2 protein-coding genes (1 of these 2 only partly in view) are annotated in these 14977 nt (G+C 71.7%); both read right to left on the bottom strand.

What is annotated here, in order from left to right; translation table 11 throughout:
- Positions 1-14636: the 5' end (the start) of a hypothetical protein gene (locus tag OG972_RS36670; RefSeq protein ID WP_266988853.1), read on the bottom strand. It extends 16666 nt beyond the left edge of the window; 14636 of the gene's 31302 nt are visible here — the first part of the coding sequence; the start codon lies at positions 14634-14636; its stop codon lies off the left edge, out of view.
- Complete coding sequence (locus tag OG972_RS36665; RefSeq protein ID WP_266988851.1) at positions 14633-14977, bottom strand: hypothetical protein; 345 nt, start codon at positions 14975-14977, stop codon at positions 14633-14635. The genes OG972_RS36670 and OG972_RS36665 overlap by 4 nt, the downstream gene beginning before the upstream one ends.

Raw genomic sequence — 14977 nt, 5'->3', positions numbered from 1 at the left:
AGGTTCAGCATGACCGGCGCGGCGATGTCCCGTCCCGCCCGGCCCTCCTCCACGGCGGTGAGCGCCGTCTCCTGCGCCGCCGTGCTAGTCACGTGCCGGACGGGCGTCAACTCGATGACGTTGCCGCCGTCCGTGACAGCCACGGGCAGCTGAGCCGGCGCGGGCGCGGGCCGCCGCCCGGACGGGGTCACCGTAACGTGCACGCCGACCGTGCCCTCGAAACCGGCCATGAACCGCGACCCGCCACCCGACGCGCCACCCACGGAGAAACCGCCGCCCGTGGTCGCCACCCAGCCGGTCCCCACCCGTGGCCCGATACGGCCGCCCGCACCACGGAACGTGAACTGGTCAGGAGTCGAGCTGTAGTTCAGCGGCACATCGAAACCGCCCTCCAAAGAGGACGCGGTGGACCGGTCACCCTGAAGCTCGTAGAAACCGCCGTAATACGTCTCGCTGTTGCCGTCCCACATCCCCCGGTGAGTGAAACGGCCCGGGTCGAGCGTGCCCGACAGAGTCAGGACCACTTCCTGCGGACCCGTCAGCCCGGGCCTGCTCAGCACGACAGAAATCCCACCGTTGACGATGTCATGCAGCCGCGCCGCCAGCGGCTCGGGACGCACGAGATTGGCGATCGTCATGAGGTTGGTGTACTCATGGGCCTTCACCCCGTCCTCGTCCGGCGGCAGCATGTCCGGCGCCACCGCACGCACCTCCCGCACCACCCGCTCCATCAGACGCCGGGCATCATCCTGGTCCACGGAATCGACCCGGCTCAGCTGCGGCAGCCAGCCGTCCAGCACCGGAGCGAAACGCAACCGCCGACCAGGAGAGGTGCGGGCGTGCAGTTCGACGTTCCCCGCGTGCGGCCCGTCCACGACGGCACGGGGAGCGTGTCGTGGGTCAATCAGCCCCAGCCGCATGGCATCCTGCAAGAGGATACGCAGCCGGGCCGTGCCCTCCACGGTCTCCGCCTGGCCGCGGCCTCGGACCGTGGTGCGGGTGCGCCCGGCGAGCACCACGCTGGGCTCTTCCAGCTTGATCTTGTGCAGGGTCACCGAACCCGCCTGCTGCCCGGGATCCGACACCCCCACCGAACGGCTGCCCCCCAGCGCCGGAACGGAGACGGTGGATCCGAACTGCCCAGTGCCCGTGCCGAACAGCGCCGCCGCTGAGATCGACAGGGCATCGCTGCCGCTGTGCCGGTGAGCGACGTTGTCGACGTTCACATCCTCAGTATCGATATGGATCATCCAGTCGACCCGGGGCGTGCCATCCTCCTCGGTGACCAGCTCCGCATCGTGGAAAGCGGTGCTCAGCTCGATGAACTCGGTCGCTCCGCCGCCGGTGTTGAAGGGGACGGACAGATAGCCGCCGGCCATGGCCCGGTGGAGGGCACCGGCGATCGAATGGACGGCGGTGAAGGTGTCAACCGCGGTCTTCTCCGGCGTCCCGACCCGTGACATCGACTCAGGCAGCACGGAGAACACAGCCCGGCGCAACTCCTCGGTGTGATCGAAGGACTCGACGACCGAGGTACGAGGCACCCGCAGCGGGATGTCCCGCTGGTTCGGGGCCACCTGCGTGGCTGCCAGGTCGGGACCGCCCTGCTCCACCGGCCACCACTCCTGGTAGGCCGTGGTGTCCCGGGCGGTGCGCGCCCGGTGCTGCCCCAAATTCTCCAGAGCGTTGCGGAGCAGAGCAGTGCCCGCATCCCCGCTGGACGGCGTGGCCGGCACAGGCGCCTGCCACCACCCGGACGTCGCGTGGGTGACCCCTTGCGACGGCCTGGGCCGGCTCCGCAACAACCGCCGGTCGTGCCGCCCCACCAACGCCCCTTCCAGAACGGCCTGGTTCTGCCTCGGCACCATCGATCCGCTGGCGCCCTGGACGGTGACGTCGTACAGCACGTCATACAGGAAATCGACAGCCCGGTAGGTGCCCTTGGTATAGCGGGCAGTGGTCGCTCCCGAGGAGACGGTGCTCGTCGAGGCCGCGCTGTACCCGGCAAGCACCGAACTGAACACCGCCGCCACCGAACTCAGATGCGGAATCGCATCGAGCGTGTGATTGAGCAACATCGCGGCAGGCAGCGCAATGCCGTGGGCCCGGGCCCGGCTGCTACCCACCGACTCACCCGACTCCAGGAGCTGACGGGTACGCGGCTCCCGCTTCGCAGACACCGAAGGCGGGAGGAGCCCTTCGGTTCCGGAAAGACGGCGCCCGTGCGGATCGGTGATCTGACGCCAGTCACCCACCCGCACCCGCACAGCCGCCTCAAAGTACCTGCCGTCCACATGCAGACCGAGAACGAGACGGTCACCGATCGCCTGCGGCAACTCACTGATGAAACTCTCCACCGAGAACCGGTCATCGAGCGCCCGCCGCACACCCTCACGCACGCCCTCGGGGACCGCCTGCACAATCGCCTCACGGATCTCCCCGTGAAGACGCCCGTCAGGCAGATCGAACGTACCCGCCCCGGCGGACTGCCTGAGACTCGGGGCAGTGAGGGCCTCGGGCGGGGCGAAGAGGAGCCCCTCATCCAGGGCATCCCGGTCACGTATCCAGTCCACCGTAGACATCTCGGAGACCTGAACCGGGACGGCTACGGGAAGGGGCTGGGAGCCGGAGCCTGAGGCGCCCGGGGTGTCGACGCCGTCCTCCGCCGAGCCGGTGCCCTGCAGCGAGCCGCCCTTGCGGGGGCTCTCGCCCACCGGCAGGTCGTGAAGCACCTCGTGCAGGGCCGTGAGGAGAACGGTTCCCCGAGCGGGCGGCTCACCCTTGTCCGGCTGCCGGGAGCCATGGTGATCGAGGAGGGCCGCCGTCTCACGCGGAGTGTCGTACAGGGCCGCGGCGGTCAGCACCGTCGCCTCACGCTGCGCGACCCGTCCCTCCGCCGTCACCGCCAGGGACAGGGCAAGGAGCCTGGAAGCCTTACCCAACTGCTCCTGCCAGGAAGCGGGAGACTCACGGCGCAGCCGGGCCAGAGCCGCCACAGCCAGCGGGCTCAGCTCCTCCGCTCCCTCGAACTCCGCCTCCTCGCCGGCTGCATCCCGCTCTACGTCAACGCCGGACCCTTCGCTACCGGCCTCGTCCGTGGACCGGCGCTTGCCGAGGGACTTCTCAGAGGGCGGCCTGGCCACCGCCCCGAGCGAATCGGTGTCGGCGTCGGCGGGGACGGTCCCGGCGGGGAGCAGGGTGGGCCGGGGCGTGGGGCCGGGTTCGGGCGCGGGTGTGGGCTCGGGTTCTGGCGCGGGCTCCGGCAGGGACGAGCCGCGATTGAGGTCCGCCAGGGGGATGCCCTGGATGCGGGAGACTGTGTTGAACGCGGCCCGGGACACCGGCTCCGGCCACTCGGATGCCGTGGCCACGGCGTAGCGGGTCCGCTGGATCCCCTCCAGCGAGGCCGGGCCGAGCTTGCCGGTGAGGACCGCCTGGGTGCGCTGCTTCGGGGTCAGGGTGATCCCGGCGCCGTCGAGCTGGCTCAGGGCGATGGCCGGGCCACTGAGGTCGACGAGCCCGGGCGGCAGGTCGGCCTCGGTCATGGCGGCGGCGACCCAACGGCTCAGCGCCGCCAGGTCGGGCCGTCCGTCGGCGTCGCGCATCCCCGGCTCCAGGGCGTCCCGGGTTTCCAGGGCCCGGAACAGACCCTGCGGGCTCGGGTCGGCCGCCTCGAGGGTGTGCTCCGGGTCCTCCTGGACAACCGGGGTATCGGCCACGCTGCCGGGCTCCGGGACCGCGCCGGACTCCGGCTCGCCCGGGGACTGCGCCTCTCCCCGGGACTCCGGCTCCTGCTGCGGCTGCGGCTGCGGCTCGGCGGTGACGGATTCCGGCGTCGCCGGGTAGTCGACCGTGATGACCGCGCTGCGGCCGCTCGTACGCAGCTCCGGCTCGAGCAGGGCGCTCGCCCGGTGCGAGGTGGCCGACCCGGTCGTGGTGAACCTGAACCGGTCCGCGAGCCCCTGCTCCGCGCCCAGCGTGTCCAGCTCCTCCGACACCAAGCGGAGCAGCACCGTACCCGCGGCCTCGGCGCGCCGATGCCCCTTCTGCCGGGCGGCGGCCGAGGAGAGGGCGAGCGACTGCCCGTCGCCGTACCCCACGATCCGGATGTCCGGCACAGCCCCGGGCATCGCGCGGTGCTCGTGCGCGTACGTCGCGAGCCGCCGCGCCAGTGGGCGCAGCGCATCGGTCTGCGGGCCGCCGACACGGACGCCTTCGGCGAACAGGACGCTGTGGGTCTCGTCCGGGCCGGGGGTCGGTGTCCCCGCGGGCGACGGCAGTGGGTGGTCCCGGAGGACCGGCCCGGTGGCGTGCGCGGCCTCGATGGCGGCGAGCGAGTCCTCCGTGACGACGAGCCCGCCCTCGGGGTCCGCCATGACCCCGTGCTCCTTCACCGCCGTCGAGTCGGCGGAGGAGCGGAACACCGCGTTCTCGGAGGCGTAGCGGTCGGACTCACCGAGGTAGTGCAGCAGTTCGTGGAGCAGGATCTCGTCGGTCTCCCCGAGGTCGAGGTGCAGTTGGTCCGCGTCCGGCAGGAGCTCCCCCTTCGGGGTCGAGGTGACGGTGATCGCCTCTTCGTGCGTGGCGCCCCGCTTCAGCTCGACGCGTACGTACAGCCGGTCGCCGGAGTCCTTGAACCTGTGCCCGCGGTCGTTCAGCGCCTGGTCCAGGATGCCCTGGAGCCGCTGCTCGAAGACCTCCCGGTCGGCGGTGCGCAGGCCGATGACGGGGAGTTCCAGCGTCACGTCGCGGACCCACGCCTCCGGGGTCACCTGGATCCGCCGGATCTGCGACCGGATCAGAGTGGTGTGCCCCTCGGCCATGGTGCGCGACGGGTCGAACCGCTCCGTGCTGAGGTGCACCACCGGGGCGTCGTCCCGGCGCGCGGCCCAGGCGGCGTCGCGACGCACGGCGGACGGGCCGGGCTCGGGCGTCCAGGGGCCTCGGCTGACCCTTTCCGAGTGCGGAGCCGGCGAGGTCCGGAGTCCCGCCCTGCCCTGCCTGGCGCGGAAGGCGTCGACCAGCGTGTCGATGCCGGCCCGGGTCCGCAGCCGCTCGACCAGCTCGCGGGAGCGGATCAGCTCGGGGGCCTCCTCGGCGTATTCGATCGGGAGCGGGCCGTCCTTGGGCCGGGCGCCGCTGTTCTCCCACACGTAGCCGTTTCCCGAACGGGCCCGGCGCGTGGCCCGCGCGTAGACCAGCAGGTCCACCGTGCCGTCCTCGGGATTCGCGACGTACGTGTAGGAGATGCCGCCCCAGCCCGAGCCGAGGTGGGCGTGCAGGGCGCCGTTGAGGTACGCGGAGCCCTCTTCCGGATTCTTTGCTCCCGAGGCCAGCCTGGACAGGAGCCCCTCGTGTCCGCTGAGCAGGCCCTCGTGCATCCGGTTCGCGTACCGCACGCGGCCGGTGTACTCCCAGGTCGCCGGGGTGACCGGGTCCAGTGCGGTGAAGCGCGCGCGCACCCGCTCGACCCGCTCCTCCACCGCAGCACGGCGCTCGTCGTCGCCCCGGCGCCAGGCCGGCCGGACGGCGTCGCGTACGAGCGCGCGGTTGTCGTCCGCCAGGGCCACGTCGATGGAGCCGAGGTACCCGTCCACGTCCTGGTCCAGGTCCCCGGTGAGGGGTTCCCTCGCGGCGTAGTGGGCGAAGGTGAGAGTGGGCGCGTCCTCGGGCTGCTCCTCCAGCAGCTCGACGAGGTCGGGCCGCAGGAGCAGCAGGGCGGCCAGTTCCGGCTGGCCGGGCAGTCGGGTCAGGATCGCGGGACGGTCCACGAGCCAGTCGGTCAGGGCCTGGTCCTGGGCCAGGAGTGCGGCGACGGGCGGGACGGCCTCGGCGAGGGCCGCCAGCTGTGCGGCCTGCGCCGGTGTCTCGCCCGTCCCGGGCCGCGCCTGCGTGGGCGACGGCACGGGGGTGGGTGCCGGTTCGAGGGCGGCCACATGTGCCGGGGCGGGTGCCGGTACGGGATCGGCGTCCGGTCCGGGTTCCGATGTGGTCGCGGAAGCGGGGAGCTTCGCACCGTACTCGTCCACGGCGCGCCGGAGCGCGCCGGAGCCGGCCCTCGCGGTCTTGCCGAGCTTTCCCTTCTTGCCGGTGCCGAGGGCGAGGACGGCGGCCTCGAAGTGCGGCTGCCCGAGGCCGTACCGCAGCAGTTCGGGGTCGCCGAGGACGGCCTTGGCGAGCGCGGGCTGGGTGTTCAGCAGGGTGGTGAACGCCTCGTCGGCGAAGAGGTGGCGCAGATCCTCGCCAGTCAGCTCCGGGGAGGCTTCGGCCATGCTGTCGAGCAGGTTCGCCCGGCGGGCCGCCTTGGCCAGGAGCGCGGGATCGGCGTTCACCGCCGTGACGAGCGCCGGCAGGTGGTCCAGGGCCCGCCACAGCCGGGTCTGCCGATGAGCGTCGCGTACCAGGACGCGGTGGGCACGGACCAGGGAGAGGACCCCGGGCTTGCGCAACTGGCCGGAGAGGGCCGGTACGGCGATCAGGGCCTCGGCCAGGCCTTGGAGGCCGTGCAAGGCGGGCACCAGGTTCGGGTCGGCGAGGACGTCGGTCGCCAGGCCCATGGCGCCGAGGGGGTGCAGGTCGGGGTGGTGGGCGAGCAGGTCGGCGAATCCGGGGACCTTGAGCATGGCCTCGGGCAGCCGCGGCTCGTCGGCAACCGCGGTCAGCAGGTCACGGGAGGCCAGGATCTGCTCGGTCACGGTGTGCGCCTGCTCCAGGCCGGCCACCAGGTCGGCGTCGGACAGGAGGCCGCGCACCTCGTCGGCATGGAGGAAGGCGTTGGGGTGCGCCGTGAGCGCGGACGCCAGGATCGGCGCGTCGTAGAGGATCCGGGCAAGGCCCGGGGTGCCTGCGACGGCTGCCAGGAGCGGGCTGTCGGCATCGGACGTCACGGCGCGCACGACCGCGTCGACGCGGTGGACCCGCTCCGGGGCACCGTCCCCGTAGAGGTCGAACAGTTCCTCGAAGAAGGGGTCGTTGTCCCGCAGCGACGGGAGGAGCCGGAGGCCGTCACGCAGCAGCGCGTCGGTCATGGCCTCGCTGACCTCGATGAAGCGCTCGGCCGGGGACTTGTAGCCGAAGGCCCCCTGCAGGTGCGGAATCCGCACGAACCGGAAGAGATTCCGGTTGCGGGCGATCTGATTCCCCGAGTCCCAGTCCCGTGCCAGTTCCTCGACCAGGAAGGAGTCCTGGACGAAGGCGTGATGGAGCGGGCCGTTGGTGCGCAGCGCCGCGGTCAGCGCCGTGTTGAGGTGGAGCGCGCGCTGGGCGTGCTTCGAGGGGTCGGTGAGGACGGGGAGGAGGTCCGGCCGGTGGCGGAGGGTGGGGAGCAGTTCCTTGTTCGCGTACAGCAGGTGGAGGAGGCCTTCGTCGGTTGCGACGGCATCCCGCAGTCCGGGGATCTCCTGGTACGCGTCGTGCAGGGAGTCGAGCACGCGCAGGCCGGTCTCGTCCTGGGCGCCGCGCAGCACGTTCCGGGCGGCCTCGTGGGACAGGGCCAGGGTGCGCAACCGGGCGGCGTCGTGCACCGAGATATCGAGGCCGGTCTCGGTCATGGTCCGTACACCGGCGGCCTTGACCTCGCTCAGCAGGGCGACGCGGTCGTCGACGAGTTCGGTGAGGCGCTGGGGGTGCTGCCGGATGATCTGGGTGACGGCCGGCCGCTCCACCACGGCGTTGAAGATCTCCGCGTCGGTGGCGAGGAGCGGCAGTAGCGGCGCGGCCTGCTCCGTGGCGAGGGCATCGAGCAGTTCGTCGCCGAGCAGGAAGCGCGACCAGTGTCCCGCCGTGCGCGTGGTGGTGGCGCCCGGGGTGTGTGCCGTCTCGGGCGTCTGCGCGGCGGCGGCCGCGAGCGCCTTCAGTACGCGACCGTGCCGCCCGCCCGCCCCGGTGGCGGCCGGGGTGCCCAGCAGCGCGTTCACGACGAGCGGGAATCGCGCCGCCAGTTCCAGGAGCGCCGTTTCGCCCGCCGTCAGCGCGGCCAGGGCGTCCGGCACCTCGTGCAGCAAGCGCATGAGGTCCTGGTTCTCGTTGAACACCGAGAGCAGCAGGCCGTCACGGCCGGCAGCCGCCACGAACCCCTCCGTCGCGGTCGCGACGGCGTAGGAGTTGGCGCTCACCATGGCCCGGAGCATCCATGCCCCGCTCCGGTGGTACGTCTCCGCCAGCTCGGGGCGGCCACGCAACCTCTCCGCGAGCACGAGGAGTTCGTCGGTCAGCGCGGGGCTGATTCCCTGGACCGACGGGTGGCGGAGCATCGCCCGGAGCATGCCGGGGACGAGCAGTGCGTCCTCGTGGTTCAGGAGCAGGGAGCGGGCGTCCACACCGTGTGCCGGGTGCAGCAGGCGCCGGTACTCGTGGGGTGCGGAGAGCAGATCAGGGCTCTGCGTCAGGATCCTCGTCAGTTCCGGTTCTGCGATCAAGCTCCCGACGAGGTTCTGGTGCCCGGTGAGCGCGGTGCGCAGGACCCGATGGAAAGCGGGCTCGGTCCCTTGATCGACGTCCGGCCGGGACGTGGACTCCTCTTCGGTGGGCTTCGGGGCGGCCGAGGCGAGCGCCCGCTCCAGGGTTCCGTGGTCTTTCGTGGTCAGGGCCTGGGCGAGGGCGCTCGGCTGATCCGAGAGCGTCGCGGCCAGTTGGGGGTTGGCGTAGGCGGCCCGCAGCAGCCCGGGGTCGGCGGCCAGCTCCTTGCCCAGCTTCGGCACGTCCAGGAGTACGTCCGAGAGGAAGGGGTCGCTGTCGAGGACGGACAGCGTTCCGGGGTCGAGGTGCGCCGCTGCCAGCATGCCGGGGACGCCCAGCACGGTCTTGATCTGCGCCGGGTGGGTTCGCATCGCGGACAGCAGGGGCCTGTCGGTGAGGAGCCGGTGGATCTCGTTCGAGTCGGCGAAGGCCTCCAGATGGTCGAACATCTCGTACTGGAGGTCCAGGCTGTCCTTGATGGCGCCGAGCACCCGCAACAACTCGGCCTTTCCGTCCGTACCTTGGGCATCGAGGTCGATGAGCAGGGCCGCGAAGTGCGGTACGTCGGCCACGAGGTGGTTCGTCAGGGACAGCTGGTCGTGCCCCATGACGAGCCTCACCAGCTCGAGGTTGCCGTCCAGCCCCATGACCACCCGGTGGTTGCGCAGGACGATGTGGCGCAGATTCCGGTCAGTCTCCAGCTCGCGCAGCATGTACCCGTCGCCCAGGATCCGTTCCACGGCGGCGCCGTCGCGCAGCAATGGCCCGACCTCGCCTTGCAGATCCGGGTTTCCGAGCGTGTCCAGCAGATCCGGATGGGCAGCGAGCAGCGCGATGAGCCAGGGATGATCGTCGACGGCCTTCGCGAGGTCCGCAGAGCGGCCGGCGGCGTCCATGACCCCCCGCTCCCGGGCGAGCCCGGTCAACGTGGCCGGGCCCAGGTTGTCGGGGCTGTCGGGATGCAGCTGGTGGGAGAGCAGGAACGCGACGACGCCCCCGTCGAGGACGAACTCGGGATGGCTCCGGGACAATTCATCGGCGTAGCCGAGCAACGACGGCACCGCTTCGGCGACGAACTCCGCGCGCGACTCAGGGGTGGAGCGATCGTTGCCGGGGTTCCACGCGCGCCATTGGTCGTAGGCGTCGCGGACGAGTTCGTGCGCATTCTCGGGGGACAGTCGAATGCCGTTGAACAGCCCCCCTGCCTCGGAGTTCGGGGCGGCTGCGGAGCCGGCGGCGGCCGGGGTGGCCGCAGTGGCCGTGCCGGGCCCGGTGGAGGTTCCGGGTTCCTGGCTCCCCGACTCGGCCGCGGTGGCCCTCTTCTTCGCCTTCTTCTTGGCGGAGGACTTGGCTCCGGCGAACAGGCCCGGCCGCTCCGGCGGGAGGTCCCCCACCAGGCGCTGCGCGAGGGCGCGGGCGCCCTCGCTGTCACCGGGCCAGGTGTAGAGGTGGTGCGCGACGCGGCGTACAACCTGGTCCTCGGGCTTGAGGCGGAGGTACGGGGCGGTGTCGCGGTCGAACGACACGGGGAGCCTGCGCAGTGGGCCCACCAGGCCGCGCGCGTCGGCCAGCGCCGACTCCAGGTTCTCCCCGACGGCCTCCTGCCGGGCGCTCTCCCAGAGCCGGTCGAACGCCGCCGGGTCGAACGGCAGGTCGGCGCGGCGTGCGGCGGTCTCGGCGGCGTCGTTCGCCTCGTCGAGGAGTCGCGCGGCGGCCGTCCGGGCTCCCTCGGTGTCTGCGGGATCGAGGAAGAGGTGCGCTGCTGCGGTCTCGGTGAGCGTGGCGCGCTGCTGCGGGGTGACCGTGGCGCCCTTGTCCGTGAGCAGGCCGTCCACCACAGTCCCGGCCTGCCGGGAGGCCTCGGCTGCCTGCTCCGCCTGCTCCCGCACCGACGGAGCCGGTTCCTCCCCGGGGGGCGGGGTCTTGGTGTCGAGCTCCCACGCGGCGGTACCGGGGCTCCCGCCCCGCGGTCCGAACCCCAGATCCCAGCCCCACTCCTCCACCAGCTCGGCGATGTTGATGTGGTCGGGCCGAGTCAGGACAGGAGCTTGCGAGGCCCGTCTGGCCAGATAGTGGGCCAGGCCCTGCCCGGGGTACGTCAGTCCCTCCCAGCTCACCCGGTAGTGGGCGGCGACCGCCAGGAGCCAGCCCTTGCCCTGCGGGTGGGCCCCTGCCTCGGGGTGCCTGTCGCGGGCCCCCAGCGTCCAGTCCGCCGAACGCGCCAGATCACGCGCCGCCCGGTCTCCGCCCTCGCGCAGGGTCGGCCCGAGAACGACGGAGATGTGGCGGGGATCCGCACCGAGGTCGCGGGCCATCTTGTAGAGGCGGACCGGCGTCAGTCCCATCTCGACGGCGATCCTCGGCAGGTCCTCCGGGACCCGCCCGATGGTATCCGCGAGTTCGAGGAGGTCGTCGGCCTTGCGCAACCCCAACTCCCGCCGCAGCCGGTCCACGGCCTTGACGTCGAACCATTGGTACGCGAGGAGCCGGGCCGTGCGCTGCCGGTTCGCCCGCAGGTGTTTGGAGACGAACGAGACCAGGGCCGGTGAGCCGGCCGGGTCCGCCCTGTAGGAGGGCAGCTCCGACTGCTGCTCCACTGAGCCGGCACGGTCCGCCGTGTAGGAGGGCGGCTCCGGCTGCTGCTGCGCGGGCGATGCGCCGGCCTCCTCGTACGCCGGCGGGGGCGGCGTAGCGGTCTCGTTCTGAGCGACCTGCTCGGCGGCGTCCGGCTGAGGCAGGAGCGGAAGGGATTCCGCGAGGTCCACGGCGTCGGAGTCCGCGTAGGCGAGGTCCGAGCTCTCGTCGTCCGGGAGCCGATCCCAGCCCTCGTCCGAGGAGACGGAGGAGACGGAGGAGATGAAGGAGGAGGTGTCGGAGTCGTCGTCGGGAACGGTGCCCGGCTCCATCACCGGACGGGCCGGTGCGGGGTGCGTCGCCGTGTGCGGGAACAGCGGGTCTTCGAGCAATTGCACCGCCCAGGCGCGGGCCTCGGCACGGCGGGCGGGGTCGGTGCGGAGCCCGGCGTCGCTGTAGAGAAGCTCCGTGAGGCGGCGGGCAGCGCGGGCGTCGTTGTCGAGCTCGGAGAACGGAGTGGCAGTGAGCGGGTCGGTGACCCGGCCGTGCTCAACAAGCAGCGACCGCGCCGCCGCGGCGGCCCGCGCCAACTCGGCCGTGTCCGCTTTGATTTTGTCCCAGCGAATCTGGAAGGAGCGCTCCGGCACCCGAGTGCCGTCACTGTCGTCGTCCCGGTCGTTGACGAAGGTGTCCGGGTCCGTCTCTGTCGTGGACACGGCGGCGGGCACTGCTTCGGGTTCCACGGAGGACTCCGTGACCGGACGGGCCGGAGCGGGGTCGCCGAGCAGGTGCAGGGCCCAGGCCAGGGCCTCGTCGCGACGGGCCGGGTCCTTGTAGAGGTCGCTGTCGCCGTGGAGGATGACCGCGAGGCGGCGGGCGGCGCGGTCGTCGGCGTCGAGTTCGGAGAACGGGGTGGAAGTGAGCGGGCCGGCGGCGCGCCCGTGATCGGCGAGCAGCGACCGCGCCGCGGTGGCCGCGCGTACGAATCCGACGGTGTCCGTGGGGAGTTGCTCCCAGTGGTGCTGGAAGGCCTCGTCCGACAGCCTGTGCTTCTCCGGTGATTCCTCGGGCCTGGCCGCCGCCAGCCACCGGTCACGGTCCCTGCTGGACTTTCGGGCGCGGCGGGGCCTCGGCAGTCGGGCGACGGTCACGGAGCGTCCGTCCGGCGAGCCGACGAGCGTCGTGGTGCCGTTCGGCTGCACGACGTTGACGGTGAGCCCGTAGACCTGTCCGGCCACCAGGGGCAGGACGTCGTCCGTGGCGTCGGACGCCGACGTGTACGTGCTCATCGCGTACGCCAGCGAGCGCCGTTCGTCGTCGCCCCAGGCCCTGTTGACGGCCCGGAGCTCCTGGGCGTAGATCTCCGACCGCGGCAGCGGGTCCCCGATGCGCAGCCGGTCCGCCGTGCGGTCGCTGGCGACGGAGGCCTGCGCCTGCGCGTCGACGGCGGTCCACAGCGGGCGCGTGCCGGCGCCGGGGTCCGCCTCCAGCTCCGCGACGAGGGCCTGCGACAGGTGGGCGCGGATCTCCGCCGGCGTTCCCGTGACGAGGTCGGGGGCGGTGGCGCCGAGCGCGAGGACCAGACTGTCCTCGCCCATGCCGGAAGCGCGCGGGATGACTCCCTGCACGATCAGGGTTTCCTGCTGATCCATCGTCAGTTCGTTCTGGCCGCGCACCTCCTGGTCAGGAGAGGCCGGTCCGGACCAGGGGGTGCCGGTGTCGGTGGTGCCGGTGCCGGTGTCGCTGGTGCGCGTGTCGATGGTGCCGGTGTCGATGGTGCCGGTGTCGTTCAGGTCTTCCAACGGGAAGGTCAGGTCGCCGGTCTCGAAGACGCTCGGCTCCGGCATGGAGCGCGGCCCGGTCCCCGTTGCCGGGTCCGACGGGTTCACCGGAGTGGTACCGGGAGCGGGGTCTGTGCCGGGTGCCTGGACCGGGTTCACCTCGACGGTGGGGACCGGCATCCGCACGGACTGCGGTCCGGGGCGCTGCCCGTCGGGGGTGGCGTCACCGCTCACAGGTCCCGTACCAGGCAGTACTCCGGTGCTGCCCGGACCCGTCACGGTGCGGGGAGGGCCGTCCTTGCCGTTCGGCGGGAGCGTGCCGGGGGTGCCCGCCGGGTCCGCGACGAACCCCTGGGGCCGGTTCGGGAGCTGCCAGGTGTCCTGGCCCGCGCCGCTCCGGACGACGTCCGGGGTGGGCGTCGAGGGTGTGGACGGAGGGGTGTCACTGCCGGGCTGGTAGGTGGAGATGTCGGGGAGGTCCTGGGTGCTGGTGGCCACGACCGGCGGGCGGCCGGATCCGCTGCCGTTCCGGTTACCGGTGCCGTTCGGGTTCCCGCTGCCGTTCGGGTTTCCGCCGCCGTTGCGGGTGGGGTCTCCCCCGCCGGTTCCGTTGGCGTCGCCGTTCGAGGTCGTGAGGGGCGGACGCCGGGTCGGCCCGCTCGGGTTGAAGTCCGTACGAGGGCCCGTGCGGCCGTTCGTGCCGTTGCTGCGATCGTTGTTCCGGGACGACCCGGAGTCCGAGTTCGAGTTCGGGGTCGAGTCCGGGTTCGCGCTTCGGGTCGGCCAGTTGTGGGAGCTGGAGTTCACCCCGTCCGGGGTCGGCGGCGGCTTCAGGAACTTGTTCCTGAGCCAGCTCGCCCCGCCCGCCGCGCCATGCTCCAGGTTGCGCTCGACGACGCCGCTGCTGCCGGCCCCCAGGAACGTCGCCCAGGTGAACCCGAAGCCTTCGAAGAACAGGCCCATCGCCGCCGCGCCGAGGCTCTCGCCGAAGCCCTCGGACACGAAGTCGTTGACGTTGTCGCCGGCTTCCTTGAGCACACGTTGGCCGAAGTCCGGCGGGTTCTTCACGCCTCCGAAGTCGTTCGCGTTCTTGCCCAGCTTGGACAGGAGGTCCTTGCCCTTGTGGAAGGCGCCGCCGAGGATCTCGCCGATGCCGCCCGCGAAGAACCCGAAGAGGCCGTCCTTGCCGATCGACCCCCAGTCGAGGTCGTTCCGCCTGAAGAGCTTGTTGCCGAAGAGCTTGTTGCCGAGCTGGACGGCGAACGAGAGCAGGGCCTCCTCCAACGCCTCGAAGACGCCCGGCAGCACCTTGACGCGCTGGAGGAGCGTGGCGATGCTCGCCAGCACGGCCACGCGGGCACGGTTGAAGATGGCCTCCGAGAGACCGCCCAGACCGCCGAAGCCGAACACGGCCAGGAACGCCACCCAGGCCAGCAACGCCAGCATCTGCAGCAGGGCGGCCATGACCTGCCAGTACATCTCGTAGATCTGCTGGGACTTGTCCTGCAGGTCCGCCCGCACACCGTGCAGCTGTGCCTTGAACTCGTCCAGGCGCGACTTGCCCCGGCCGGTGGTCAGACTGTCGACGGTCTGCTGGAACTGCCGGCGGGCCTCCTCCGGCATGCCGTCGCCGATCTTCAGGCTGGCATTGCGGGCCATCTCCACAATCGTGTCGAGGTCCTGGGCGAGCCGCTCGTGGACCTGGCCCGCTTCGAGGGCCTTCTGCGGCAGCGCGCTCGGGGGCAGGTCGCCCGTGAGGATCATGACGAGCTTTCTGGCCCAGTCGGGCCAGCCCCCGAGTCCGGGGTCTATCGCGGGGCTCATCCGCGGGATCCCGACCGGCCGTCGTTGCCCTTCTTGATCGAGGAGAGGACGTCGTCCTGGTGGTTGACGTACTCGTTGGCGTTCTTCACGGTGCCGTTCGCCAGCGCCGAGAGGGCCTCCGTGAAGGCCAGCATGCCCTTGGTGACGTTCTTGACCGTGTTCTCGTAGGGCGGGCCCGCCTTCTTGGCGAAGTCGTCGTCATCCGTCCCGTACCAGGTCCTGGTCTGGTTCACGCCGTCGTTGTACCTCTGCACCACTTCGTCGATGTGCGTCGTGAGATTGCGCAACACCTTGGTCGCGTCGAGGACGTCGTTGGCGGACGCTTCGAAACTTGAGGGCAT

The sequence above is a fragment of the Streptomyces sp. NBC_01669 genome (genome assembly GCF_026339735.1).
GTDB lineage: Bacteria > Actinomycetota > Actinomycetes > Streptomycetales > Streptomycetaceae > Streptomyces > Streptomyces yanii.
Note: the sequence above shows the minus strand (reverse complement) of the source record. Positions and strands in the feature narration are given on the sequence as shown.